This is a genomic window from Trinickia symbiotica (assembly GCF_002934455.1).
Lineage (GTDB): Bacteria > Pseudomonadota > Gammaproteobacteria > Burkholderiales > Burkholderiaceae > Trinickia > Trinickia symbiotica.
In genome coordinates this window covers 133,710-159,198 of sequence record NZ_PTIR01000007.1, presented here as the reverse complement: position 1 = coordinate 159,198, position 25,489 = coordinate 133,710, and the positions used below count along the sequence as shown (strand labels likewise).

At 63.7% G+C, this 25,489-nt stretch carries 18 protein-coding genes and 1 pseudogene; all 19 read right to left on the bottom strand.

Annotated elements, in window-relative coordinates; genetic code table 11:
- Positions 1-25 precede the first annotated feature (25 nt).
- Positions 26-1,225, bottom strand: a complete 1,200-nt coding sequence (locus B0G57_RS12630; RefSeq protein ID WP_018443716.1) for an acetyl-CoA C-acyltransferase — start codon at positions 1,223-1,225, stop codon at positions 26-28.
- A gap of 24 nt (positions 1,226-1,249) precedes the next feature.
- Entirely contained in the window at positions 1,250-3,688 is a 2,439-nt protein-coding gene (locus B0G57_RS12625) for a 3-hydroxyacyl-CoA dehydrogenase/enoyl-CoA hydratase family protein (RefSeq protein ID WP_018443715.1), read from the bottom strand.
- 12 nt (positions 3,689-3,700) lie between these two features.
- Positions 3,701-5,488: an acyl-CoA dehydrogenase C-terminal domain-containing protein gene (locus tag B0G57_RS12620; RefSeq protein ID WP_018443714.1), complete on the bottom strand. Its 1,788-nt coding sequence runs from the start codon at positions 5,486-5,488 to the stop codon at positions 3,701-3,703.
- A gap of 68 nt (positions 5,489-5,556) precedes the next feature.
- Complete coding sequence (locus B0G57_RS12615; protein WP_018443713.1) at positions 5,557-6,150, bottom strand: TetR/AcrR family transcriptional regulator; 594 nt, start codon at positions 6,148-6,150, stop codon at positions 5,557-5,559.
- A 239-nt stretch (positions 6,151-6,389) separates the two neighbouring features.
- On the bottom strand, positions 6,390-7,628 hold the full coding sequence (clsB, locus tag B0G57_RS12610; protein ID WP_018443712.1) for a cardiolipin synthase ClsB: 1,239 nt from the start codon (positions 7,626-7,628) through the stop codon (positions 6,390-6,392).
- The gene (gene nudB / locus B0G57_RS12605) at positions 7,625-8,101 is read right to left on the bottom strand and encodes a dihydroneopterin triphosphate diphosphatase (protein WP_018443711.1); all 477 of its coding nucleotides are present in this window, start codon (positions 8,099-8,101) and stop codon (positions 7,625-7,627) included. Before nudB ends, clsB begins: the two co-directional genes overlap by 4 nt.
- A gap of 77 nt (positions 8,102-8,178) precedes the next feature.
- Positions 8,179-9,981: an aspartate--tRNA ligase gene (gene aspS / locus B0G57_RS12600; RefSeq protein ID WP_020566543.1), complete on the bottom strand. Its 1,803-nt coding sequence runs from the start codon at positions 9,979-9,981 to the stop codon at positions 8,179-8,181.
- A 57-nt stretch (positions 9,982-10,038) separates the two neighbouring features.
- Entirely contained in the window at positions 10,039-10,689 is a 651-nt protein-coding gene (locus tag B0G57_RS12595; RefSeq protein WP_018443709.1) for a DUF502 domain-containing protein, read from the bottom strand.
- Positions 10,690-10,948: 259 nt separating this feature from the next.
- Positions 10,949-11,323, bottom strand: a complete 375-nt coding sequence (locus B0G57_RS12590) for an FmdB family zinc ribbon protein (RefSeq protein ID WP_018443708.1) — start codon at positions 11,321-11,323, stop codon at positions 10,949-10,951.
- Between the two features lie 136 nt (positions 11,324-11,459).
- Positions 11,460-13,037, bottom strand: coding sequence for a ubiquinone biosynthesis regulatory protein kinase UbiB (gene ubiB / locus B0G57_RS12585; protein WP_018443707.1), 1,578 nt, complete (start codon positions 13,035-13,037; stop codon positions 11,460-11,462).
- A 25-nt stretch (positions 13,038-13,062) separates the two neighbouring features.
- Positions 13,063-13,686, bottom strand: coding sequence for a ubiquinone biosynthesis accessory factor UbiJ (locus B0G57_RS12580; protein WP_018443706.1), 624 nt, complete (start codon positions 13,684-13,686; stop codon positions 13,063-13,065).
- Between the two features lie 185 nt (positions 13,687-13,871).
- Positions 13,872-14,486, bottom strand: coding sequence for a hypothetical protein (locus B0G57_RS12575; protein WP_102607120.1), 615 nt, complete (start codon positions 14,484-14,486; stop codon positions 13,872-13,874).
- A 150-nt stretch (positions 14,487-14,636) separates the two neighbouring features.
- Positions 14,637-15,674 carry a Tim44 domain-containing protein gene (locus tag B0G57_RS12570; protein WP_018443704.1) on the bottom strand — a complete coding sequence of 346 codons (1,038 nt, stop codon included), beginning with the start codon at positions 15,672-15,674 and terminating at the stop codon, positions 14,637-14,639.
- Between the two features lie 36 nt (positions 15,675-15,710).
- On the bottom strand, positions 15,711-16,442 hold the full coding sequence (gene ubiE / locus B0G57_RS12565) for a bifunctional demethylmenaquinone methyltransferase/2-methoxy-6-polyprenyl-1,4-benzoquinol methylase UbiE (RefSeq protein ID WP_018443703.1): 732 nt from the start codon (positions 16,440-16,442) through the stop codon (positions 15,711-15,713).
- Positions 16,443-16,569: 127 nt separating this feature from the next.
- The gene (locus B0G57_RS12560; protein WP_018443702.1) at positions 16,570-16,989 is read right to left on the bottom strand and encodes a gamma-butyrobetaine hydroxylase-like domain-containing protein; all 420 of its coding nucleotides are present in this window, start codon (positions 16,987-16,989) and stop codon (positions 16,570-16,572) included.
- A 50-nt stretch (positions 16,990-17,039) separates the two neighbouring features.
- Complete coding sequence (locus B0G57_RS12555; protein ID WP_018443701.1) at positions 17,040-17,468, bottom strand: HIT family protein; 429 nt, start codon at positions 17,466-17,468, stop codon at positions 17,040-17,042.
- An 82-nt stretch (positions 17,469-17,550) separates the two neighbouring features.
- Positions 17,551-21,612 (bottom strand): DUF3683 domain-containing protein, encoded by a 4,062-nt coding sequence (locus B0G57_RS12550; RefSeq protein WP_018443700.1) that lies wholly within the window; start codon positions 21,610-21,612, stop codon positions 17,551-17,553.
- Between the two features lie 583 nt (positions 21,613-22,195).
- Positions 22,196-22,849: a hypothetical protein gene (locus B0G57_RS12545; RefSeq protein WP_146013360.1), complete on the bottom strand. Its 654-nt coding sequence runs from the start codon at positions 22,847-22,849 to the stop codon at positions 22,196-22,198.
- A gap of 187 nt (positions 22,850-23,036) precedes the next feature.
- Positions 23,037-25,154: pseudogene (locus tag B0G57_RS12540) on the bottom strand (hemagglutinin repeat-containing protein); the annotation flags it as partial.
- Between the last annotated feature and the right edge of the window lie 335 nt (positions 25,155-25,489).

Here is a 25,489-nt window from a genome sequence, read left to right as displayed (position 1 = left end):
ACCGCTATCTGCCGCGTCAGGCCGATCAAAGGCGCTCGATAATGCCGGCGGCACCCATGCCGGTACCGACGCACATCGTCACCATCCCGTACTTAAGATTGCGCCGACGCAGGCCATGCACGACCGTGGCCGCGCGAATCGCGCCGGTCGCGCCGAGCGGATGCCCCAGCGCGATGGCTCCGCCGATCGGATTGACCTTTGCGGGATCGAGCCCGAGCTCGCGAATGACGGCGAGCGACTGCGCCGCGAACGCTTCGTTGAGCTCTATCCAGTCCAGATCGTCCTGCTTGAGGCCGGCGGCCTTCAGCGCAACGGGAATGGCCTCTTTCGGCCCAATGCCCATCACTTCGGGAGGCACGCCACGCACGGCGAAGCTCACGAAACGCGCCAGCGGCGTCAGGTTGAATTGCTTCAGGATCTTTTCCGAAACGACGATGAGGGCGCCCGCACCGTCCGATGTCTGCGAGCTGTTGCCGGCCGTCACCGACCCCTTGCTCATGAACACAGGCTTGAGCTTCGCGAGTCCTTCGATCGATGTGTCGGGCCGAGGGCCCTCGTCGAGCGCGAGCTCGCGCGTGCTGACTTTGACCTCGCCCGAGGCGAGATCCGGAAATCGCTCGACGAGCGCATAAGGCGCGATCTCATCCTTGAATTCGCCAGCCCTTTGCGCGGCGATCGCCTTTTCGTGTGAACTCAGCGAAAAGCGATCCTGGTCCTCGCGGCTCACCTTCCAGCGCTCGGCGACGCGCTCGGCCGTCAGCCCCATGCCATAGGCGATGCCATAGTCTTCGTCGCGATCGAAGATATGCGGCGACATCGACGGCGTGTTGCCCATCATCGGCACCATGCTCATCGATTCGCACCCTCCCGCGATCATCGCGTCCGACTCGCCGACCCGGATCCGGTCGGCCGCCATCGCGAGCGCAGTCAGGCCCGATGCGCAGAAACGATTGACCGTCACGCCGCCGACCGACCTCGGCAGGCCCGCGAGCAGCGCGCCCATGCGGGCGACGTTGAGCCCTTGCTCGGCCTCGGGAATCGCGCAGCCGACGATCGCGTCTTCGATGACGTTCGTATCGAGCGCCGGCACCTGCGCGACGGCCGATTTGATCGCATGGACGAGCAGCTCGTCCGGGCGCGTGTTCTTGAACGCCCCGCGCGGCGCCTTGCCGATCGGCGTGCGGCTTGCCGCGACGATGTATGCGTCTTGCAGCTGTTTGCTCATTTGCAGCTCCTCATTGCCACCGCTTTAGTTGCGCACCGGCTTGCCGGTCTGCAGCATGCCCATGATCCGCTCCTGCGTCTTTTGCGTGCCGAGCAGCTCGACGAACGCGCGGCGCTCGAGCGTGAGGAGCCACTCCTCGTCGACGAGGCTCCCCGCCTCCACGTCGCCGCCGCATATGACCTCGGCGATGCGCGAGGCGATCAGGAAGTCGTGCGCGCTGATGAAGTTGCCGTCGCGCATGTTGACGAGCTGCGCCTTGATCGTCGCAATCGCCGAGCGGCCCGCGACAGGAATCTGCGAAGCCCGCAGCGGCGGCCGATAGCCGGCGGCCGCCAGTGCGCGCGCTTCCTTCTTCGCCGTATCGAGCAACTCGAAAACGTTGAAGACAATCGTGTCCGACGGCTTCAGATAGCCCATTGCGCGCGCTTCGAGCGCGGAGCCCGAGACCTTCGCCATCGCCGCGTTCTCGAACGACTTGCTGACGAACTTGAGCAGCTCGCCCTGCGGCGCGCCGACCGCGGCAGCCGTTTCCGCCGCGCGCAACACCGCCTCCTTGAGACCGCCGCCGGCCGGCAACAGCCCGACACCGACTTCCACGAGCCCAACGTAGCTCTCGAAATGCGCCACGCGCTTCGCGCTGTGGAGCATCAGCTCGCAACCGCCGCCGAGTGCGATGCCCGACACCGCCGTCACGACGGGCACGTTCGCGTATTTGACGCGCAGCATGCCCTGCTGGAACTTCTTCACGAACGGCTCGATGCCCTTCGCGCCGCCCATCATGAACGCGGGCATCGCCTCCTCGAGGTTCGCACCGGCCGAGAACGGTCCGCCGGGCGTGCCAAGCGTCAACGAGGTGGGCTGCCAAATGACGACGGCGCGGTAGTCCTTCTCGGCGAGATCGATCGCCTGCACGAGCCCGTCGATGACGCTCGGCCCCATCGTGTTCATCTTGCTCTTGAACGAAACGATGACGACGTCTTCTTCGCCGGCGCGATCGTCGACCCACGCGCGCAGCGTCTCGCTTTCGAAGAGCGTCTTGCCCTGCTTTCTCGGATCGCGGCCCGTCTCGCCGACGAGCGGCGCGCGGAACATCTGCTTGTCATAGACGCCGAGCGTGGAACGCGGCACGAACGACTTCGCGGCCGGCGACCACGATCCCTCGTTCGTATGGACGCCGCCTTTCTCGGCGACGGGGCCGTCGAAGACCCACGCGGGCAGCGGCGCCTTCGCGAGCGCCTTGCCCGCGGCGATATCGTCCCGCACCCATTCGGCCACTTGCTTCCAGCCGGCGGCCTGCCATCCTTCGAACGGCCCGTCGCTCCAGCCGAAGCCCCATCGAATCGCGAGATCGACGTCACGCGCGTTGTCCGCGATCGATTCGAGATGAACGGCGATGTAGTGGAAAACATCGCGGAAAATGGCCCAAAGAAATTGGGCCTGCGGGTGCTCCGATTCGCGCAGCAGCTTCAGCCGCTCGGCCGGCGCACGCTTCAGCATGCGACCGACGAGCTCGTCCGCCTTGGCACCGCTCTCGAAGTACTCGCCCGTCTTCGGATCGAGCACCTTGATCGCCTTGCCTTCCTTCCGATAGAACCCGCTGCCGCTCTTCTGTCCGAGCACGCCCTTCTGGACGAGCGATGCCAGCACGGCAGGCGTCTCGTAGACGGGGAAGAACGGATCTTCGGGAAGATTGTCCTGCATCGTCTTGATGACGTGCACCAAGGTATCGAGGCCGACGACGTCGGCTGTGCGGAACGTTGCCGACTTTGCGCGCCCGAGACGCGCACCCGTCAGGTCGTCGACCTCGTCGAAGCGCAGCCCATATTTCGCGGCTTCCGCCATGACGGCGAGGATGGAAAAGACGCCGACGCGGTTCGCAATGAAGTTCGGCGTGTCTTTCGCACGGACGACGCCCTTGCCGACGACGCTCGTGAGGAACGACTCGAGATCGTCGAGGATCTGCGCGCGCGTCGTCGCCGTCGGGATCAGCTCGACCAGATGCATATAGCGCGGCGGATTGAAGAAATGCACACCGCAAAAGCGCGACTTCAGCTCGTCCGAAAATCCTTCGGACAACTGAGTGATCGAGAGGCCCGACGTATTCGTCGCGAAAATCGCATGGGGCGCGAGATGGGGCGAGACCTTCTGGTAGAGATCGTGCTTCCAGTCCATGCGCTCGGCGATCGCTTCGATCACGAGGTCGCATTCGGCGAGCCGGGCAATATCGTCCTCGTAGTTCGCCGGTTCGATGTAGCGCGCATCGTCCTTGACGCCGAGCGGGGCCGGCGAGAGCTTCTTCAGATTGTCGATCGCCTTGAGGGCGATCGCGTTCTTCGGACCTTCCTTGGCCGGAAGGTCGAACAGCAGCACCGGCACCTTGGCGTTGATGAGGTGCGCGGCGATCTGCGCGCCCATTACGCCGGCGCCGAGCACGGCCACCTTGCGAATGATCAGGTTGCTCACGTGTCTCTCCAGTTAAAACAGCGCCTCGTCGATCTCCATCAGCGGCTTCGCACCCGCGCGCGCCATGCGGATCGTCGCGGCCGTCTCGGGCAGAAGCCTCGCGAAGTAAAAGCGTGCGGTGGCGAGCTTCGACTTGTAGAACGGGTCGCCCGACGCCTCTTTGTCGAGCGCGATGCGTGCCATGCGGGCCCAGAAGTACGAGAAGACCAGATGACCGACGGTGCGCAGATACGGTACGGCGGCAGCGCCCACTTCGTCGGGGTTCTGCATCGCCTTCATGCCGATCTCCATCGTGAGCTTCTGCACCTTTTCCCCGATATCGGCGAGCGGGTTGACGAACTCCTGCATCTCGGGCTTCACGCCCTCCGCTTCGACGAACTCGGTAACGAGCTTGCCGAACTTCTTCAGCTTCGCGCCCATGTCGGCGAGCACCTTGCGTCCGAGCAGGTCGAGCGCCTGCACGGCATTCGTGCCTTCGTAGATCATGTTGATGCGTGCGTCGCGAACATACTGCTCCATGCCCCATTCGGCGATATACCCATGCCCGCCGAAGACCTGCAGCGCGTGATTGGTGCACTCGAACGCGTTGTCGCTGAGGAATGCCTTCAGCACCGGCGTGAGCAGCGCGACGAGATCGCTCGCGTCCTTGCGCACGGCCTCGTCGGCATGCGAGAGCTCGCGATCGATCTGCACCGCGGCCCAGTACGAAAACGCGCGCGCGCCTTCCGCGTAGGCCTTTTGCGTGAGCAGCATGCGGCGCACGTCGGGATGGACGATGATGGGATCGGCCGGCTTGTCCGGCGCCTTCGGGCCGGAGAGCGAGCGCATCTGCAAGCGCTCCTTCGCATAGGCGAGCGAGTTCTGGTAAGCCACTTCCGTGAGGCCGAGCCCCTGCATCGCGACGCCGAGCCGCGCCGCGTTCATCATGACGAACATCGCCTGCAGGCCTCGGTTCGGCTCGCCGACGAGCCAGCCCTTCGCGTTGTCGAGGTTCATCACGCAGGTGGCGTTGCCATGAATACCCATCTTGTGCTCGATCGATCCGCACTTGATGGCATTGCGCTGACCTGGCTCACCGTCCGGCGCCGGAATGAACTTCGGCACGATGAAAAGCGAGATTCCCTTCGTCCCCGGCGGCGCGTCGGGCAGCCGCGCGAGAACGAGGTGCACGATGTTCTCCGCGAGGTCGTGCTCGCCGCTCGAGATGAAGATTTTCGTGCCCGACAGCGAGTAGGAGCCGTCTCCGTACGACTCGGCCTTCGTGCGCAGCATGCCGAGGTCCGTGCCGCAATGCGGCTCGGTCAGGCACATCGTGCCCGTCCAGGTGCCGGCGACGAGCTTCGGCAGATAGACCTTCTGCTGCTCCGGCGTGCCGTGCGCGGTGAGGCACTCATAGGCGCCGTGCGAGAGCCCCGGATACATCGTCCAGGCCTGGTTCGCCGAATTCATCATCTCGAACAACGCATTGTTGACGAATTTCGGCAGCCCCTGCCCCCCATATTCGGGTTCGCAGGAGAGCGCGGGCCATCCCGCTTCGACGTACTGCCGGTAGGCCTCCTTGAAACCCGTGGGCGTTTTGACGACGCCGTCGCCCTCGTAGACACACCCTTCCTGGTCGCCGCTCTGATTGAGCGGGAACAGCACCTCTTCGCAGAACTTGCCGGCCTCTCCGAGCACCTGATTGATCGTATCGGCGTCGAGTTCGGCATGCCTCGGCATGCCCTTCAGTTCGGCTTCGACGTCGAGCAGCTCGTTCAGAACGAACTGCATGTCGCGCAGCGGCGCGGCGTATTGGCCCATGACTACCCTCCAAAGATTGCGGCGACAAGGCTCGGCCGTCGATCGAGGCGGGCACTCGAATGCGCCCGCTAACGGCTCTGGTAAGAAACGATCGTCTTTTCCAACGCGGCCCACGTGAGGCGCGCGGCATCGGGCAGATGCAGAAACCGCGCGTCGTGATGCAGACCGAGCGTGAAGCTATACAGTTCGAACAGCATCAGGTTCGGATCGGTATCCGCCCGCAGATGCCCCTCTTCCACCGCCTGCGAAATCGCGCGCAAAAGCGCCGCGCGCCAGGTCGAAACGCTTGCGACGAGCTGCTCGCGCACCGGGTTGTCGCCGCGATCGTCGTACTCGACGGCGCCGCTGATATAGATGCATCCCGTCATCACTTCCTGGACGCGCTTATCCATCCAGCGCGACAGCATCGCCTTCAAGCGCGGCAGACCGCGCGGCTCGCGCAGGCTCGGGTAAAACACCTCTTCCTCGAACCGGCGGTGGTACTCGCGCACCACTTCCACCTGCAGATCCTCGCGCGAGCCGAAATGCGCAAACACGCCGCTTTTGCTCATCTGCATGCGCTCGGCCAGAAGACCGATCGTCAGACCTTCGAGCCCGTCACGGCTCGCCAGGTCCAGCGCTGCATCGAGGATCGCGGCGCGCGTCTGTTCACCTTTTCGCATGGCCTCGTACCGTTCTTTTCGTGATCGAACCAAAAAATAGAACGGCCGTACTATTATTGAGTGCGGCCGTCGTCGAAACAAGGACTTTATTAGAACGCCGTATCTAACCGGGGGCCTTATTCTTGCCTCATTTGCCGAGGGCGGGAAAGAGGGCTTTCGCGAATTGCGATCGCGAGCGCCGCCGTTGCCCTCCACTACCGCGCCGGTACGGCCCCGTTACCTTATGCCCCTCGATCCCATCAATCGTATCCGCCGACGGTGATGAGTTTCATGACGGCCCGGTACGCGACGTAGGCGACGCCGTTGATCGCTCGCTCGAAAAAGGGCCGCGCGGCGTACCGAGCGGCATCGATCGGCCGCGCCTCGTCGAAGGCGGCGAGCATCGCCTCGCGCAGCAGCGCGATTTCCGGATGCTCGACGAGCACGACGTTGGCCTCGTTGTTGAGCACGAGACTGAGCGCATCGAGATTGGACGAGCCGACCGTCGCCCAGTTGGAGTCGACCACGGCCACCTTGCCATGGAGCATCGTCTTTTCATACTCGGCTATCCGTACGCCGGCTTTCAGCAGCGTCCGGTAGAGGTAGCGGACCGCGTAGTCGAGCAGCACGAACTCTTTGCGCCCGACGACGAGCCGCACGTCGACGCCGCGGCGCGCCGCGCTCGCGAGGGCCCGGCGGATCTTGCGTGCAGGCATGAAGTAGGGATTCGCGACGAGGATTTCGCGTCGCGCCCGGCCGATGGCAACGAGATAAGCCTTCTCGATCGCCCGCCGGTTCACGAGGTTGTCGCGTGCGACGAAGGCCACGGCCGACTCGCCGAGCGGAATCGAAGCGCCTCGCCGGCCGCGCGCCCAGGCCGGCAGCCAGGCGCCTGCTCGCAGCGCTTCCAGCGGATGCGGGCGATGCCCGCTCTCGATGCGCCGCCATTGGATGTCGAACGCCGCGCTCACCTGTGCGACGACAGGTCCCTCCAGCTCGACGGCGAAGTCCCAGCGCGGAAACGGCAGGCTCACGCCGTTCGAGTCGTAGTCGTCGACGATGTTGATGCCGCCGCAAAAGGCAAAACGCTCGTCGACGACGGCGATCTTGCGGTGGGTGCGCGAAAAGCCGAAACGGCCGAAGAGATGCGGATTGTAGACGCGATGCGCGACGCCGGCGGCGAGCCATTCATCGAAAAACGGCAGGCGCCCCGTGCCGAGACCGTCGGTGATGATACGCACCCGCACGCCGCGCTTTGCCGCGCGGATCAGCGCGGTCGAGACGGGCTGCCCGGCCGCGTCGTCGCAGAAGATATAGGTTTCGAGCACCACGCTCACCTGCGCCGCATCAATGCGAGCGATCAGCGCCGCGAAGTAGTCGGCGCCCGTGCTCAGGAGACGAACGCCGTTGCCCGCGGTGAACGCAAGCCGCACGAGGCCTCGGCGCGAGAGCAGGCCCGCGCCGAATCGCGCCAGCCGGCGCGTGCGGCGCCGGCTCATTCGTCCCGTGCACGCGCGCGGCGCGGCAGTTCGAGGATCGCGTCGCGGTTCGACGAGGAGAAGCAGCGTGCCGCCGCTTCGGCATAGGGCAGCCACAAATACGCGGTGTGCTCGCGCGGCGCCAGTGTCACCGCCTTCCGGTAGGGCACCTCGAGCCCGAACCAATGCTCGACGTTGCGGGTGATGCCCTCGGCGTATCGATGCCGCCAGACGGGATAGATTTCGTACTCGATCTGGTGATGCCAGTCGATCAGTGCATCGGCCGGCACTTGGTCACCGCCGATCTCGATCCCCGTCTCCTCCGCTACTTCGCGCACGGCTGTCTGTATGAGCGGTTCATCGAGATGGTCTTTCGAGCCGGTCACCGATTGCCAGAACCCCGGGCGATCGGCGCGCTCCATGATCAGCACGTCGAGCTCGGGCGTGTAGATGACGACGAGGACGGACTCCGGAATCTTTGGCGGCTTTTGCATAGTTTTTCCATCCTAGCCCGCGAGAAGAAAAAAGGCGCCGACGCGCCTTTTTCTTCCAACAAAACAGCGAAGCCCTCTCAGACCTTCGATTGTTCCGGTTGACGCAAGCGGATATGCAGCTCGCGCAACTGGCGCTCATCGACAGCGCTCGGCGCCTGCGTCAGCAGATCCTGCGCGCGCTGCGTCTTCGGGAAGGCGATGACGTCGCGTATCGAATCGGCGCCGGCCATCATCGTCACGATGCGATCGAGACCGAACGCAATGCCGCCGTGCGGCGGCGCGCCGTACTGCAACGCGTCAAGCAGGAAGCCGAACTTCGCCCGCGCCTCCTCCGGCCCGATCTTCAGTGCACGGAACACCTTGCTTTGAACGTCCTCTCGGTAGATCCGCACCGAGCCGCCGCCGATTTCCCATCCGTTCAGCACCATATCATAGGCCTTGGCCAGGCATCGGCCAGGGTCACTCTCGAGATACTCGAGATGCTCGTCCTTCGGGCTCGTGAACGGGTGATGCGCGGCGACGTAGCGTGCTTCTTCTTCGTCGTACTCGAACATCGGAAAATCGATGACCCAAAGCGGCTTCCAACCGTGCTCGACGAGGCCGTTCGCCTTGCCGAACTCCGAGTGGCCAATCTTCAGACGCAGCGCGCCGAGGCTGTCGTTGACGACCTTCGCGCGGTCCGCTGCGAAGAAGACGATGTCGCCATCCCGTGCACCCGTGCGTTCGAGGATCGCGGCGATCGCGGCATCGTGCAGGTTCTTGACGATCGGGCTTTGCAAACCGTCGCGCCCCTTTGCCGCATCGTTGACCTTGATCCAGGCGAGGCCCTTCGCGCCGTAGATGCGCACGAACTCGGTATAACCGTCGATGTCGCCGCGCGTGAGCTCACCGCCCTTCGGCACGCGCAATGCGGCGACTCGCCCATCCTTGCTGTTGGCCGGCGTGCTGAATACCTTGAACTCGACGTCCTTCATCGCATCCGTGAGCTCGGTGAACTCGAGCTTCACGCGCAGATCGGGCTTGTCCGAGCCGAAGCGCGCCATCGCCTCGGCGTATTGCATGACGGGGAACGGATCGTCGAGCGCCACGTCGATCGTTTCCTTGAACACGTGGCGAATCATCTTCTCGAAGAGGTCGCGGATGTCCTGCTCGGAAAGGAACGAGGTCTCGCAGTCGATCTGCGTGAACTCGGGCTGGCGGTCGGCGCGCAAGTCCTCGTCACGGAAGCACTTCACGATCTGATAGTAGCGATCGAAGTTCGCGACCATCAGAAGCTGCTTGAAGAGCTGCGGCGATTGCGGCAGCGCGAAGAACTGCCCCGCGTTGACGCGCGACGGCACGAGATAGTCGCGCGCGCCTTCAGGCGTGCTCTTCGTGAGCATCGGCGTTTCGATGTCGATGAAGCCTTGCGCGTCGAGGTACTTGCGCACCTCCATGGCCACCCGGTAGCGCAGACGCAGGTTCTCCTGCATCTGCGGGCGGCGCAGATCGAGCACGCGGTGGGTCAGGCGCGTCGTTTCGGAAAGATTGTCGTCGTCGAGCTGGAACGGCGGCGTGACCGATGCGTTCAACACCGTCAGCTCATGGCAAAGCACCTCGATCTTGCCGCTCTTCAAGCCCGTGTTGACCGTGCCCTCGGGGCGGTTGCGCACGACCCCGACGATGCGCACGCAAAACTCGTTGCGCACGCCCTCGGCCGCCTTGAACATCTCGGGGCGATCCGGGTCGCAGACGACCTGAACGAGCCCCTCGCGATCGCGCAGGTCGATGAAAATGACGCCGCCATGGTCGCGCCGGCGATGCACCCATCCGCACAGCGCGACGGATTGGCCCAGCAGGTGTTCGGTCACCAGACCGCAGTATTCAGATCTCATCGACATGGTGTTCGTCTTTCGTTTGCATGAATGAGCGGGACGCGCCACGCGGCGCGCTTCGCATTAAAGGGGCGGCTCGACCGGACGTCGTATCGGCGCAACCGGCGTCGGCGCGGCCGGGGCGACGACGCCCATCGAGACGATGTACTTCAGGGCCGCATCGACGCTCATGTCGAGCTCGACGACCTCGCTTCTCGGCACCATCAGGAAAAAGCCCGACGTCGGATTCGGCGTGGTCGGGACATAAACGCTCACATGCTCTTCCTGCAAATGATTGACGACGTCGCCGCCGGGCGCGCCGGTCAGGAAGGCAATCGTGTATGAGCCGCGCCGCGGATACTCGATCAGGAGCGCCTTTCGAAACGCGTTGCCGCTGCTCGAAAGCAGCGTGTCGGAAACCTGCTTCACGCTCGTGTAAAGGGGCCCGACGACCGGGATGTGGCGGACGATCGCATCCCACCAGGTGACGAGTTTCTGACCGACCAAGTTCTGCGTGAAGAGACCGACGACGAAGATGAATGCGATCGTCAGCAGCGCACCGATGCCCGGCAGATGGAAGCCGAAAAGCTTCTCCGGTTGCCACGAGGATGGCAGGAGTAGCAGCGTCTGGTCCATCGTGCCGATGATGAGCCCGAGCACCCACAGCGTGACGGCCAAGGGCACGATAACGAGCAGACCGGTAAGGAACACGGATTTGAGCGTCGTCTTCTTCATGAGTACCGCCAGAAATTTTTAGAGCCCCCGCGCTCACTTCGTTCCGTGCCCCCGAGGGACTTCGGCTGCCTTGGCGCGAAACCGGCGCCACGAACGTTCCCCGGGGGGCAAGCCCCCTCCGGGAGGGTAGTCGTGCGCCACGGAAAAGAGTCGGCGCAGGGTGCGAGCCGCTTACTGCAGGTCGAGCGGCAGCGACTGGCGACGGCACCCGGACGGTGCGCTCGCCGGCGTTCCGGCCACGCCTTCCGCCCGAACCGTGTCACGCGTCCGACGTACTCGATGCAGCGGCCGTCGAGCTCGCCGTACTCGTGGGCGCGCCCGTCGCCGCACCGGCATTCGCCGCGCCGGCATTCGTCGCGCCGGCATTCGACTCGCCGGAATTCGACCCGCCGGCTTCCTTCGTGCCGCTGTCGGCGCCCTTGGCGCCGTTCGCGCCCTTTCCGCCGCTCGAGCCACCGCGGAAATCGGTGACATACCAACCGGAGCCCTTCAATTGAAAGCCGGCCGCCGTCAACTGCTTGCGGAATGTTTCACTGTGGCATTCGGGACACTGCGTGAGCGGCGCATCGCTGATCTTCTGCAGGACGTCTTTCTCGAAGCCGCACGATTCGCAACGATAAGCGTAGATCGGCATGATTCTCTTCCCGTCAATTCCGACGAAAACGGTTCAAAGCTTGCAAAACGTTGAATTATAGCCGTAATCGGCTGACGCCCCGATGTCGGGCCGCGGCCGAAAGGCGCTAGTGAGATGGGGGCGGCGATTCGGAACTTCAAGCCCCATATGCCACCACGAGCCAGAAGCGCGCGACGACGGCCCCGACGCCGACCGCCACGCCGAACAGCAGCAGCGCCTGCAGCAGCCGATTCGTGCGCCGGTGCTCGACGAGCAGCATCTCCATGACGGCGTCGTTCGGCGAACGCGAGCCCTCGCGCACGTCGGCGAGCACGTTGTGCACAAGCCGCGGCAGCTGCGGCAGCGTCTTGCTCCATTGCGGCGCCTCGATCTTGAGCCGCTCGTACCAGCCGCGTAAGCCGACTTGCTCGTTCATCCAGCGCTCGAGATACGGCTTCGCGGTCTTCCAGAGATCCAGCTCCGGGTCGAGCGAGCGGCCGAGACCTTCGACGTTGAGCATGGTCTTCTGCAGCAGGACGAGTTGCGGCTGGATTTCGACATTGAACCGCCGCGAGGTCGAGAAAAGCCGCATCAGCACCTGGCCGAGCGAGATGTCCTTCAGCGCCCGGTCGAAGTAGGGTTCGCAAACGGCACGAATCGCGCTTTCGAGTTCCTCGACGCGCGTCGTGGGCGGCACCCAGCCCGACTCGAGGTGAAGCGTCGCGACGCGGTGGTAATCGCGCTTGAAAAATGCGAGAAAGTTCTGCGCGAGGTAATTTTTGTCGAAGTCCGAAAGCGCGCCGATGATGCCGAAATCGAGCGCGATATAGCGGCCGAAATGCGCGGGATCAAGGCTCACCTGGATGTTGCCCGGGTGCATATCGGCATGAAAAAAGCCGTCGCGGAAAACCTGCGTGAAAAAAATCTCGACCCCTTCGCGCGCGAGCTTCGGTATGTCGACCCCCGCCTCCCGCAGCGTCTCGACCTGGCTGATGGGCACACCGACCATACGCTCCATGACGAGCACGCTCGGCGTGCAGAACTCCCAGTACATCTCGGGAACGAGCAGCAGATCGAGTCCGGCGAAGTTGCGGCGCAGCTGGCTGCCGTTGGCCGCCTCGCGCATGAGATCGAGCTCGTCGTGCAGATACTTGTCGAATTCGGCGACGACTTCGCGCGGCTTCAAGCGCTTGCCGTCGGCCCAAAGGCGCTCGGCCCAGACGGCGAGATCGCGCAAGAGCGCGAGGTCCGAATCGATGACGGGCAGCATGTTTGGCCGCAGCACCTTCACGGCCACGGGCTTGCCGGCGTGTTGCCCCGATTTCACTCTGGCGAAATGCACCTGGGCGATGGAAGCGCTCGCCACGGGAATTCGCTCGAAATCGTCGAAGAGCACGTCGACGCTCGCGCCGAGCGATTTTTCGATGATCCCGATCGCCACGTTGGAATCGAATGGGGGCACCTGATCCTGGAGCTTCGCGAGCTCCACGGCAACTTCGGTCGAAAGCAGGTCGCGCCGCGTCGAAAGCACCTGGCCGAACTTGACGAAGATCGGGCCGAGGCTTTCCAGGGCAAGCCGCAGCCGCACGGCCGGCGGCGACTTGAAGCGGCGGCCGATCGTGCCGATGCGAAGCAGCAATCGCACGCGGCGATCCTTGATGCGCGCGAGCATCATCTCGTCGAGGCCGAAACGGATGACGGTGAAGACGATCTTGATAAAGCGCAGAAGACGCATGGAGGAAAAATCCCGGGGCCGACGTCTAGCGCACGCCGCGCAAGGGTACGCTGACCGCTCGCCCGCCGCGCTCGATGCGTTCGACGCGCTTTTCGAGCCGCGCGAGCGCGTCGCGTGCGCGTGCAAGCTCCGCATTGAAAAGATCGAGCGATGCACGCCGCACGAGCTGCGGATTTTCATCGAGCAGATACTCCGCAACCGAATCGCGCAAATTGCGCCCGGCACGTGTCGCCTGCTCGCCGGCCATTCGCACGAGCGTGGCGACTCGATACGCCGGTGCATCGCCGATCACCTTGGCGAGGTCTTCTTCAGGCTCCCAGCGCAAATGCTCGGCCAGCTTGCCGAGGAGCGTCGCGAACTCGGCGTCGCCCTCGATCTTCACATGCTTCATAACCGCGGCCTGGCCGCCTTGCACGAAGGCGGGCAAGGCATCAGCCGGGACGGCGATCGCCACGTCGACCTGCGGCGCCTCCGTCTCGTCGATACCATTTAGATAGCCGTCGGGTTGGACGACGAACGTCACGGCGACGGACGAGAAGGCGAGCCGGGCCGTCTTGCCCGCATAGGGCGCCAGGCGCTCGCGCGCCCAGGCTTCGCGAGCGAGCAGGTGATTGACAGCGGCGGCAATCGGTTTGGCGGCGAGGATCATCGGGCTCGAAAATGAAAAGCCCGCGCGAGCGAGGTGGCCTACGCGGGCCTCTATTGTAGCGTCCGATCGACCGCCGGCCGCCGGCGACATGCTCCGGCGGTCGACGCCCCGACGGTGACGACACGACGCCGCGCCTGTCACCGGCGCGCGGCGCGACAGGCAGCACCGATCAGCAACGGGCGCGCTTACTGAGACGCACTCGTGGTCAACGGGTTGACCGACCACGAAGCCGGCGCAGCCGGCAATGGCGGACCGCCTAGTTTGATTAGGATGTTCCCATGCATGTCGGAATCTTGATTGAGGCAATTGGCTCGCTCCCAACTCGCCTTGTCGGAACTTTCACAGATCGCCGACTTGAAAAGCGTGCCGTCGGTGCAGAGATCGGACGCTCCCGGCGCGACCGGGTCTACGGGTTCTACTTCGACTTTCGTTCGAAACCAACGAATTTCTGCATCAAACCGATTGGTCAAACGCATGCGGCATTGCCACCGGAAGTTGTCCTCTTGCCGGGACGCTGTTACGAGCCAGCGTAACTCCTTGGTTTCGTAGAAACAGTTGTCTTCCGAAAGAAGTTCATAGTACCTGTATTTTTCGCCCCACCCTCGTTCCAACGCAAAGTTTCCCTTCCCCGCGACGGTTTTCGCGCAGGCGGCAAACTCTTGCGTCATTTCAAATCGAGGATTGTTTGCACCATAATTGTCGACGTCAATTGTATTGAGACGCCGCATCGGATCAGCATTGGCATGTGGCGAGACGCTTGTTGCAGAAATCGCCATCGCAATCAGGATGAATATCCTCATAAAAGCAAGTGTGGCTGGGCCGACCGCTTCCCGCTCCCAGCTCGCGATTGCGGGCGATTGCAAGAACCATTGGCCGGCTGGATTTTGTCGTCTTTGCCACGTTCACACTCGTTCACGCGGCACCCAACCTTCAAACTGAATTGGCCCGCTCTAATGAAGCGCGGACTGTTGGATTCCGGCAAGCAACCAGCCCTCGCCTGCGCGCGCCGACTTCGACAGATTCCATACCTCCGAAAACGGCTCGGCCGGCGCGCCAGCCGATTCGCGAATGAGCCCGCTGAAGCGAACACTCGCGAGATACTCGGAGCCGCGGTCTTCGATGCCTAGCAGTTCGCCGTTCAACTGGACGACGTCGGTCCGGTTCGGCTCGCGGCCGCGCGCGTCGATGTCACGTTTGAGCTCGGTGAACATTTCGGGCGTCGTGAGATCGCGGATCTCGGCGAGATTGCCCGCGTCCCACGCCGCCTGCAAGCGCGCGAAGTTGAGTTTGGCGTGATGCAGGAACGTTGCCGCATCGAAACCGGCGGGCAGCGTCGCCGCCATGCCCGCGGACTGTCCCGGGCCCGACCACACGGCGCCGCCCGCCGGGCGGCCGAACGCCTCATCGTCGCCCGCCTGCATGCGGCTCTCTGCGAATGGCCGCGAACCGAGCGGCGGTGCACCCGTCGCCGCGCCGGCCGTGCCGTAGGCGGGCGACGGCGCGCGTCGGCCACGCGACATGAGCTTGCGCACGAGCCAGATGCCGATCATCGCAAGCAGCGCAATGACGATGATGTTCGCCATCGCCCCGGCGAACGCGGAGCCGAGGCCGAAATGCGACAAGAGCGCCGCGATGCCGAGACCCGCCGCGAGCCCGGCGATCGGCCCGAGCCAGCGCGAACGCGGCGAAGCGGCGGGCGCGGGTTGCGGCGATGGGGACTGTTGCGCGCGCTGCGCCTGAGACGGTTGTGCCGATTGCTGCATCGGCTGTTGCTGGGCCGGGTTCCGGGGCGACGACGGCGCATTGTGCGACGGCTGCACCATCTGCGTCTGGCGCCCGACGCTGCGACCGCCACCAAGCCGCTTGGCGTGCGCATCGAGCGACGCGATCGTGCCGACCGCGATCGCCGCGACGACCGTCGCCGTTCCGATTCGCTTCGCCAGAGTCTTTGAAAGATTTTTGAAAGCACAGCCAAACGAATCGGTCATCTCAAAATCCTCCGTTAAAACAATGAGCTAGCGACGCTAATACTTCGTCGCGACATGCAAGGCTACCACGCCAGCTGACAAATTGTAATATTTGACGGCGTCGAGTCCTGCTTGTTCCATCATTGTTTTCAACGTGTCCTGGTCCGGATGCATGCGAATCGATTCGGCGAGATAGCGGTAGCTTTCGGCATCCTTCGCGAACTTGCTGCCGAGCCAGGGGAGCACCTTGAACGAGTAGATGTCGTAGGCGCGGCGCAACGGCTCCCAGACTTTCGAGAATTCGAGCACGAGCAGGCGTCCGCCCGGCTTAAGCACGCGCCGCATCTCGGCCAGCGCGATTTCCTTGTGCGTCATGTTGCGCAGGCCGAAAGCGACCGTGACCACGTCGAAGTAGTTGCCCGGAAACGGAATCTTCTCGGCGTCGCAGAGCAGCGCAGGGGTGATCACGCCGTCGTCGAGCAGCCGGTCGCGGCCCACGCGCAGCATCGACTCGTTGATGTCGGTCAGCCAGACTTCGCCGGTCTGTCCCGCCTGCTTCGCGAACGTCTTGGCGAGATCGCCGGTGCCGCCCGCGATGTCGAGTACCTTGAACCCGGGCCGCACGTTCGCCTGCGCGATCGTGAACTGTTTCCAGATCCTATGCATCCCGCCCGACATCAGATCGTTCATCAGGTCGTAGCTCGGGGCGACCGAATGGAAGACACCCGCCACCTTCTTCGCCTTTTCTTGTTCGTCGACCGTCTCGTAGCCGAAATGAGTCTTGGTCATGGCGCACATCCTCCCTTCTTTTGCATGGTTGCGCGCGAGCGCGGCGGCAGCCGCGGCGGTGCGCGATCTACTACGATCCCTTGCCCGTCGCCGAGAGCTGCCGCCGCGGCCCCTGGCACGGACTCCCTCAGTGGCAGTGGCCGTGCCCGCCCGGTGTGTCCGGCGCGCTCATCGGCGCGTCGCGATCGACGCGCGCCGCGGCGAGCTTGTCGAGGTATTGCCGCCACAGCGCGTCCTTCTGTGTCGCGAGCTCGTAAAGCAAATCCCACGAATAGATGCCCGTCGAATGCCCGTCGGAAAACGTCGGCTGCAGCGCGTAATTGCCGACGGGCTCCATCGCCACGATCGTCACGTCGCGCTTGCCCGTTTGCAGCGTCTCCTGCCCCGGCCCGTGCCCACGCACTTCAGCCGACGGCGAATAGACGCGCAACAGCTCGAACGGCACGCGATAGCTTCGGCCGTCGGCGTATTGCAACTCGAGCACGCGCGAGACGGCGTGAATGACGACGCTCGTCGGTACGGGCGTATCGGATGTGAGTCCGCTCATGGCTTTCTCGATAGGAATTCAGGGCGTTCGGGTTCGGGCCGTTCAGGCCTTCATGCCAACGCCCCGGCAATTTCGCGACGAACCGCGTCGCCGAGGAGCGTGGCCTGCGCGCGCCGCGACGATAGCAACGCCTCCGAGACGCCGCGCTGGCGCGGCGCCCAGACGGGCAGCGGGAAATGCGCGTCGTTCGAAAAGCGCGGGATCACGTGCCAGTGCACGTGCGGCACCTGGTTGCCAAGGCTCGCGAGGTTGACTTTGACCGGCTGCAGCACTTGCCGCTGCGCCCGCTCGACGGCATAGACGACGCGCATGAGACGGTCGCGCTCGGCGGCCACGAGATCGGAGAATTCGGAGACATGCCGGTTCCAGATCACCCGGCAAAAACCCGGGTAATCGTGCTCGTCCGCGAGGACGACGCGCATGGCGTCGTCCTGCCAGAGCACTACCCCGCCTTCGTCACGGCAGAATGCACAGTCCATCGTCGTCCTTTCGCGTCTTTTGCATTATCGCGGCCTCGATGAAACGCCCGATTCTCTCGCGCCTCGGCTCCTGTCACCCCTATTAGACCAGCACGCGCTCGATCCCGCCATCGTTGGCCTTGCGGACGTAGTCGATCATCCAGTCCTCGCCGAGCACTTTGCGCGCCATTTCTACGACGATATAGTCGGCTTCGATGTCCGCATCCTCGTTGTAGCGCGAAAGCCCTTGCAGGCAGGACGGACAGCTCGTCAGGATCTTGATGTCGGGCTGGCCGTGGGCACCGCTCGCCGCGCCGTCGGATGCGGCGCCGTTGGCAGCCGCGCCGTTGCCGGCCGCTCCCGCGTCGACGATCGGCAGCGCGCGCAGCTTGGCCGCGCCCTTCCTGATCTCTTCTTCCTTGCGAAAGCGAACCTGTGTCGAGATATCGGGCCGCGTGACCGCGAACGTGCCCGACTCGCCGCAGCAGCGGTCGTTCTTCTCGATCTTGTAGCCGTCGTTGCCGGCCCCCATCAGCTCGTTGACGAGCTTGACCGGGTCCATCGTCTTGATCGGCGTATGGCACGGGTCGTGGTACATGTACCGCACGCCCTTCACGCCGTCGAGCTTCATCCCCTTCTCGAGCAGGAACTCGTGGATGTCGATGATGCGGCAGCCTGGGAAGATCTTGTCGAATTCGTAGCCCGCGAGCTGGTCGTAGCAGGTGCCGCACGAGACGACGACCGTCTTGATGTCGAGATAGTTGAGCGTGTTCGCCACGCGATGGAACAGCACGCGGTTATCGGTGACGGTCTTCTCGGCCTTGTCGTACTGCCCCGCGCCGCGCTGCGGATAGCCGCAGCAGAGGTAGCCCGGCGGCAGCACGGTCTGCACGCCCGCTTCCCAGAGCATCGCTTGCGTGGCGAGCCCGACCTGCGAGAAGAGGCGCTCGGAACCGCAGCCGGGGAAGTAGAACACCGCCTCCGAATCGACCGTCGTCGTCTTCGGGTTGCGGATGATCGGCACGATCTTGTTGTCCTCGATGTCGAGCAGTGCGCGCGCCGTCTTCTTCGGCAGATTGCCGGGCATCTTCTTGTTGACGAAGTGAATCACCTGCTCGACCACGGGCGGCTTGCCGGTCGTCGCGGGCGGATGGGCCGTCTGCTTCTTCGCGAACTGCTTGACCACCTCGTTGCCGAAGCGCTGGACCTTGTAGCCGACCCCCATCATCGCCGTGCGCGCGACATTGATCGTGCGCGGGTTCGTCGCGTTGAGGAAGAACATGCCCGCGGCGGAACCCGGGTTGAACTTCTTCTTGCCCATCTTGCGCAACAGGTTGCGCATGTTCATCGACACGTCGCCGAAGTCGATTTTCACCGGGCACGGCGTCACGCATTTGTGGCAGACCGTGCAGTGATCGGCGACGTCGTTGAACTCGTCCCAATGCTTGATCGACACGCCGCGGCGCGTCTGCTCCTCGTAGAGGAACGCCTCGATCAGGAGCGAGGTCGCGAGGATCTTGTTGCGCGGGCTGTAGAGAAGGTTCGCGCGCGGCACGTGCGTCGCGCAAACGGGCTTGCACTTGCCGCACCGCAGGCAGTCTTTGACCGAATCGGCGATCGCGCCGATATCGGACTGCTGCATGATCAGCGACTCGTAGCCCATGAGCCCGAAGCTCGGCGTATAGGCGTTGCGCAGGTCGGCGCCCGCGAAAAGCTTGCCCTTGTTGAAGCGCCCTTGAGGATCGATGCGCTCTTTGTAGGCGCGGAATTCGGCGATCTCGTCGTCGGTCAGGAATTCGAGCTTCGTGATGCCGATGCCGTGCTCGCCCGAGATGACGCCGTCGAGCGAGCGTGCGAGCTTCATGATCCGCTCGACCGCCGCATGGGCGACTTGCAGCATCGCGTAGTTGTCCGAGTTGACGGGGATGTTCGTATGAACGTTGCCGTCGCCCGCATGCATGTGCAGCGCGACGAAGACGCGCCCGCGCAGCACCTGTTTGTGGATAGCCTGCGCCTGCTCGAGGATCGGCTTGAACTCACCGCCGTTGAAGATCTGCCGCAGCTCCGCCCGGATCTCCTGCTTCCACGAGACGCGCACGGTGCGATCCTGCGTCACGTGGAAAACAGTCGCGTCGGATTGGGCGTCGACGCGGTCCGCGAACTTCTCGGCAAGCGCTTCGTAGCCGAGCTGCACGAGCGTATGCTGAGCCTCGCGCAACGGCATGTCGAGGTTGTCCCGCAGGAACGTCCAGCGCTCGCGCACGCGCCCGAGCAGCTCGAGCGCATGCTGAACGCGGTCTTCGAGCAGTTCCGCGCTTGGAATTTCGTTGGCGTCGTCGGTCTTGCCGAGCGGCAGGTTGCCCGCCTTGAAGGAGGCCTCCAACGCGTCGACGAGCTCCAGCTTGTTCTTGATCGAGAGCTCGATGTTGATGCGCTCGATGCCGTCCGTGTACTCGCCCATCCGGTCGAGCGGGATGACGACGTCCTCGTTGATCTTGAACGCGTTCGTATGCTTGGAGATGGCGGCCGTGCGGCTGCGATCGAGCCAGAAGCGCTTGCGCGCCTCGGCGCTGACGGCGACAAAGCCCTCGCCGCTCCTGCCGTTCGCCATGCGTACGACTTCGGAAGTCGCGGCGGCGACGGCGTCGGCATCGTCACCGACGATGTCGCCGATCAGCACCATCTTCGGAAATGCACTGCGCTTCGACTTCGTCGCATAGCCGACCGCGCGCAGATAGCGCTCGTCGAGATGCTCCAGGCCGGCGAGAATCGCGCCGCCGCGCCTGGCGGTCTCGAAGAGGTAGTCCCGGATCTCGACGATGCTCGGGATCGCCTCGCGCGCCTGGCCGAAGAACTCGAGACAGACCGTGCGCGTATGTGCCGGCATCTTGTGGAGCACCCAGCGCGCCGACGTAATAAGGCCGTCGCAGCCTTCCTTCTGTACGCCCGGCAGGCCGGCGAGGAACTTGTCGGTCACGTCCTTGCCGAGCCCCTCCTTGCGGAAGCGCCGGCCTCCGATCGAGAGCGTCTCGGTGCGCAGGAGCTTCTCGCCTGGCGCATGCTCGCCGTCGAACCATTTGAGCTCGAAACGTGCTGTCTCGATATCGTGGATCTTGCCGAGGTTGTGTTCGAGGCGCGTGATTTCGAGCCAGTTGCCGTCCGGATCGACCATGCGCCACCAGGCGAGATTGTCCAGCGCCGTTCCCCAGAGCACCGCCTTCTTGCCGCCCGCATTCATCGCGATGTTGCCGCCGATGCAGGACGCGTCGAGCGAGGTCGGATCGACGGCGAAGACATAACCGGCCGCCTCCGCCGCCTCGGTCACGCGCCGCGTGACGACGCCCGCGCCCGAGAAAATCGTCGGCACCTTGCGCGCGACGCCGGGCAGCTCGGTCTGCTCGACCGCGCCGAGCAGTTCGAGCTTTTCCGTGTTGATGACGGCCGAAAACGGCGTGAGCGGCACCGCTCCGCCGGTATAGCCCGTGCCGCCGCCGCGCGGAATGACCGTGAGGCCGAGCTCGAAGCAGGCTTTGACGAGGCGGGCGATTTCCTCTTCCGTATCGGGCGTCAGCACGACGAACGGATACTCGACGCGCCAGTCTGTTGCATCCGTGACGTGCGAGACCCGGGAGAGTCCGTCGAAGCGAATGTTGTCCTTCTGCGTGCAGCGGCCCAGCACTTTCAGTGCGCGCCGGCGCAGTTCCGCCGTCTCGGCGAACTCCGCCGCAAACGCCTCGACCGCACGACGCGCGGCGGCGACGAGCGTCTCGACGCGCGCGGCGCGCTCCTGACCGGCCACGTCGTCATGCGAGACGAGATCGGCTCGGCGGCGCTTCTCGATTTCGGTCAGCCGGTGATGAAGCGCTTCGATGAGCAGCTTGCGGCGCTTCGGATTGTCGAGCAGGTCGTCTTGCAGATAAGGGTTGCGGCGCACGACCCAGATGTCGCCGAGCACTTCATAGAGCATACGGGCCGAGCGGCCCGTGCGGCGCTCGGCCCGCAACTCGTCGAGAACCTGCCACGCTTCTTCGCCCAGCAATCGGATGACGATTTCGCGGTCGGAGAAGGACGTGTAGTTGTAGGGAATCTCGCGCAAGCGCGGTTCGGGATCGGCAGCCAGCGCGGCGGCGGCGCCGTTCGGATCGAAGACTTGAGGTGCGTTCATGGTCGGACGGATCGATGGGCCGGCCGCGCGCTCGTCGATCGAGTCGATCTAGTCGACTTAGCGACCGCGCGGCGAGCATTGCGCATCAGGCGCGCTATTTTCTGGAAAGTTTGGCTTCGTCAGGCGAACGGCCATCGCACGGCGGGCGCCGGCGAGCCCTCGCAAGCAGCGTCTCACACCGGCCACGATCGTCCGTGACGGACGTGCCGCTCCGCCGCGGGGCGCGCTTCTCGCGGTGCGGGGATCAAGTGGGCGGTCCGAGGTTGCCAGCGCATTTTCCGGTCCAGGGTGTATCGAAATGCGATTCTACCGCAGGATGGGGGTGGGCGTGGGAGGGGGCTACCGTCGTTGCAAGACGATAGTGGAGGACCTTGCTCCATCTCAATGGCGGCGTGGCTCACGCCGCGAGGCGTCCTCGGCCGCTCCATACTTATGACGGAATCGTGCTCGGCGGAATAAACTTCGACACTCCCATGGCAACGCCCACCAACCCGGCATCCGCCGGGGTCGATGTTTCAATGCTTCAACGGAACAAGAGATTCTTGAGGACCACATACACGATGAAGCTCATCCCAACGCACCCTCATCTCGACTGCGCGTCCTTCATTCGACGCAATCTCCTCTTAAATTCGTGAATCGGCAGCAGCGGATAACTTGACACATCACAGCCTTGCCGCTTGGCCATGACCAGATTCCACCTCGCCTTCTTGTGATTTTCATTGAATGATGCAGCGTAAGGCGAAGGCGCATTTTGCTTAATCAGATACAATTGAACCATTGCTCCTGTTGTGTCCCCACTTGTGGAGTAAGCGCGGTCGAAGTTGTCGCTGGCCCATTCGTTCAGTCCACGCGCCAATTCCAGGCGTTGCTCGTCAGACGTCGCCCCACCGGAGATCCACCGCGCTCCCGAGTCAATGGGTGTTTCACCAATCAACGTGGCCGGTGCACCTGATTCATGCTCGTCGTTGACCGTCACGCCCATGCCGCGCATCTGCTCCTCGATCTCTTCCCGCGTGTACTTGCCTGCACTCCTCTCGGCCAAGTGCGTCGCGACGCGCTTTTCCCCTTCAGGAAGCTGCCGATTAAACAACCCCTCCGTGCCCGCCGCGTTCGCGGCTGTCACCGGATCGCCCATCACGCCTGCTACACCCGCGACAAACGACGTGACCAGATTTGTCTGCGCCTCCTTCTCCTGCGCGCTGAGCCCCGTCGTCGGCCCGAGCAGCGAGCCCAGCACCGAACTGGCCGCCGCCCCCACGGCTGCGTTGCATATTTCTTAGCGCCTGGACGTCCGGCTCTTCAACGGAACAAGAGATTCTTGAGTAGCACGTACACGATGAAGGTCATCATCGCGGTGAAGCAACTCCACCAGACGATTTTTTGTGCTCGCGTTTCAGGTACCTGACCTGGGAAACTCAGCATAATTACCACTCCATTCCAGTTTTTCCTTTATCAACCGTGTACCCCATACCGGTCGATGCAGGGTTTTTAGCTTTGCCAAGGTTTGCACCGGCTCCAACCCCGAGAACCGTTGCTGTCCCATTTCCGGGTGAATACACCACTCCGCCTCCAACAGCAGAGAATGCGACGGTACCACTCCCAGCGTAGCCGGCCAAAAACTTATTCGTTTCGCCGGGAATGACCGACGATCTGTTGAGCCAACCAAATTGTGCGCTCGCTGATGCGTTGACGGAGTTCGGTAGCGCTTTGTTCACGCCGTAGCCAAAGTAGGAATTGCCGTCACGCGAGAAGCTTCCCCACGCGCTGCCCACGAAATAATCGACCTGGAAGTTCACAAAATCCGGCAGTCTGAACAGCCCCGGATTCGAGCCGATGATCGTCGCCTCATACGTCATGCCGTTTGCCGTCTTGCCATTCGTGTTGTTCGCGATGAACGCCTGCAAGTCGGGATCCCCTCGTTGCACGTTCTGCACCCACACCGACTCGCCCTCTACGTTCTGCCCGTAGTAGTTCCAGTCCGTCCCGTCCTGTGGCTTGCTGCCCGTCGCGACTTGGTTGTCGCCATAGTACGTCTTTCCGTCGATGGCGAGGTTCATCAGCGCCTGCTGGTTCTTGATATCGGCTTCGGTATAAGTCAGGCCCCGTTCCTTAGCCAGTGCGGAAAGCCGCTTCGCCTGCTCCCGCTCCTCGTCATTCAACTGCCGGTTATATAACCCCTCCGTGCCCGCCGCGTTCGCGGCTGTCACCGGATCGCCCATCACGCCTGCTACACCCGCGACAAACGACGTGACCAGATTTGTCTGCACCTCCTTCTCCTGCGCGCTGAGCCCCGTCGTCGGCCCAAGCAGCGAGCCCAGCACCGAACTGGCCGCCGCCCCCATCGCGCCCGCGTTGCACGTCTGAGTGCTCGCAGCCGCTCCGGCGCATCCCACGATCGCGTGCAACGCCGCGCGCGCCGCTTCGGCCTCCGGCGTCCCTTCCCCGAGCCGGTTGGCCAACTCCTTCGCCTCGCTCACCGCCAAGCCTTGGAGATAGCTCACCGCCGCATCCCGCGTGAACGCTTCGGCTCCGCCCGTCACATTTCCGCCCGCGGCCGCCGTCAGCGCCGTCAGCACCCGTCGGTAACTGCCACCCGGCCCCCAAGCCGCCGTTAAGTCATCCGCCTTTTGCTGCGCCAGTACCCGCTCCTCCGGCGTCAGCTTCGGGTCGTTCGCCGCTGCCTGCGCCGCATCGACTTCCTTGGCTCGATTAGCGAGAAACGCCCCCGTCTCCCGCTGCCACGCGCCGACGATCTCGAAACCTGCCTGGATCTCCCGCTCATCGAATATCGGCTTCAGCGTATTTGCTCCATCGCGCTCCGTCGTCACGGCGCGATTGACGCTTGCAATCGTCTCCTCCGCGCTTTTTCCGGTCAGCGCCTGCTGCTTCGCCTCGTCGGTGATGCGAATCGCCCCGCCGCTGATACCGCTGACCGTCGTGCTGCTACCGTCGCCCGACGCCCCCATGACCACGGGCGGCACAGCACTCCAGTTGCCCGAGCGCGGCAAATCGCTGCCCGGCACTTTGTCGCCACCGGTCGTCGCCTGACCCTGCTGATTCGTGCCGACACCGCCAGCGGTCAAATTGCCCTTGCCACCTCGTGGCGACATGCCGCCACCATCGGAGCTATAGCCGCCTCCTAGCGCGAAACCGCTCGCGCTGTACTCCGCACGGTTCTCGATATCGCTCGTCGAAAGCGTCGCCGTGGTCAAGCTGTTCAAGCCATCCGCAATCGCCTGCTCAGAACTCGTGATCACGCCGCCGTTCAGGTGAGTGTCGCCCTTGACGTCGATCTGGAAGCCGCCGTCACCCGCCTTGATACCCGACTGCTCCGCCACGCTCGCGAAGTCGCTGTCCATCTTCTGCTGACCATAGTTCGCGCTGCCCGAAAACCCATAGCCCACCGTGACGCTGCCGCTGACGGATTCGTGCTTGCTGTGGTACGTGCTCGTATCCTGCAGACTCTCGATCGTCAAGTTGCCGCCTACATTGGCCACCACTTGCCTGCCGCCAACCACCGCTCCGCGCAACGCCCAACTCCCGCACCAGTTGCTTAGCAATCGCGAATCACCGTCTCGGTATCCCATCGCAAATATCGACGCAGCAGTCCTTAGATGAGCCACTTCAGTTCTTCACCGAAAATCTCCCGTTGCCGCCCGTTTTCATCTTGAGGCGCAAGTCTGCCCGAGTGGTCATCGCGGATGTCGCGATTCCCTCATTTCTCGGACAAACGGAAGGAGTTGCATCGGTCCGTTATCGGTCCTCATAAGACGAACATCGCTACGCGGCTGGCCGCAATGCGTAAGCAGAAGCGGCTGATTGCACGCCAACGTCATCCGCCTCCATATCATGCAGATCAAGACCTTTTACGCCGGCA

Excerpts from the sequence above, each read along its gene's own strand:
- B0G57_RS12590 (WP_018443708.1), bottom strand. The coding sequence starts at position 11,323 with ATGCCGATCTACGCTTATCGTTGCGAATCGTGCGGCTTCGAGAAAGAC.
- B0G57_RS12580 (WP_018443706.1), bottom strand. The coding sequence starts at position 13,686 with ATGATCCTCGCCGCCAAACCGATTGCCGCCGCTGTCAATCACCTGCTC.
- B0G57_RS12615 (WP_018443713.1), bottom strand. The coding sequence starts at position 6,150 with ATGCGAAAAGGTGAACAGACGCGCGCCGCGATCCTCGATGCAGCGCTG.
- B0G57_RS12620 (WP_018443714.1), bottom strand. The coding sequence starts at position 5,488 with ATGGGCCAATACGCCGCGCCGCTGCGCGACATGCAGTTCGTTCTGAAC.
- B0G57_RS12555 (WP_018443701.1), bottom strand. The coding sequence starts at position 17,468 with ATGGACTGTGCATTCTGCCGTGACGAAGGCGGGGTAGTGCTCTGGCAG.
- B0G57_RS12560 (WP_018443702.1), bottom strand. The coding sequence starts at position 16,989 with ATGAGCGGACTCACATCCGATACGCCCGTACCGACGAGCGTCGTCATT.
- clsB (WP_018443712.1), bottom strand. The coding sequence starts at position 7,628 with ATGAGCCGGCGCCGCACGCGCCGGCTGGCGCGATTCGGCGCGGGCCTG.
- nudB (WP_018443711.1), bottom strand. The coding sequence starts at position 8,101 with ATGCAAAAGCCGCCAAAGATTCCGGAGTCCGTCCTCGTCGTCATCTAC.
- ubiE (WP_018443703.1), bottom strand. The coding sequence starts at position 16,442 with ATGACCAAGACTCATTTCGGCTACGAGACGGTCGACGAACAAGAAAAG.
- B0G57_RS12595 (WP_018443709.1), bottom strand. The coding sequence starts at position 10,689 with ATGAAGAAGACGACGCTCAAATCCGTGTTCCTTACCGGTCTGCTCGTT.
- B0G57_RS12575 (WP_102607120.1), bottom strand. The coding sequence starts at position 14,486 with ATGAGGATATTCATCCTGATTGCGATGGCGATTTCTGCAACAAGCGTC.
- B0G57_RS12570 (WP_018443704.1), bottom strand. The coding sequence starts at position 15,674 with ATGACCGATTCGTTTGGCTGTGCTTTCAAAAATCTTTCAAAGACTCTG.
- B0G57_RS12630 (WP_018443716.1), bottom strand. The coding sequence starts at position 1,225 with ATGAGCAAACAGCTGCAAGACGCATACATCGTCGCGGCAAGCCGCACG.
- B0G57_RS12550 (WP_018443700.1), bottom strand. The coding sequence starts at position 21,612 with ATGAACGCACCTCAAGTCTTCGATCCGAACGGCGCCGCCGCCGCGCTG.
- ubiB (WP_018443707.1), bottom strand. The coding sequence starts at position 13,037 with ATGCGTCTTCTGCGCTTTATCAAGATCGTCTTCACCGTCATCCGTTTC.
- aspS (WP_020566543.1), bottom strand. The coding sequence starts at position 9,981 with ATGTCGATGAGATCTGAATACTGCGGTCTGGTGACCGAACACCTGCTG.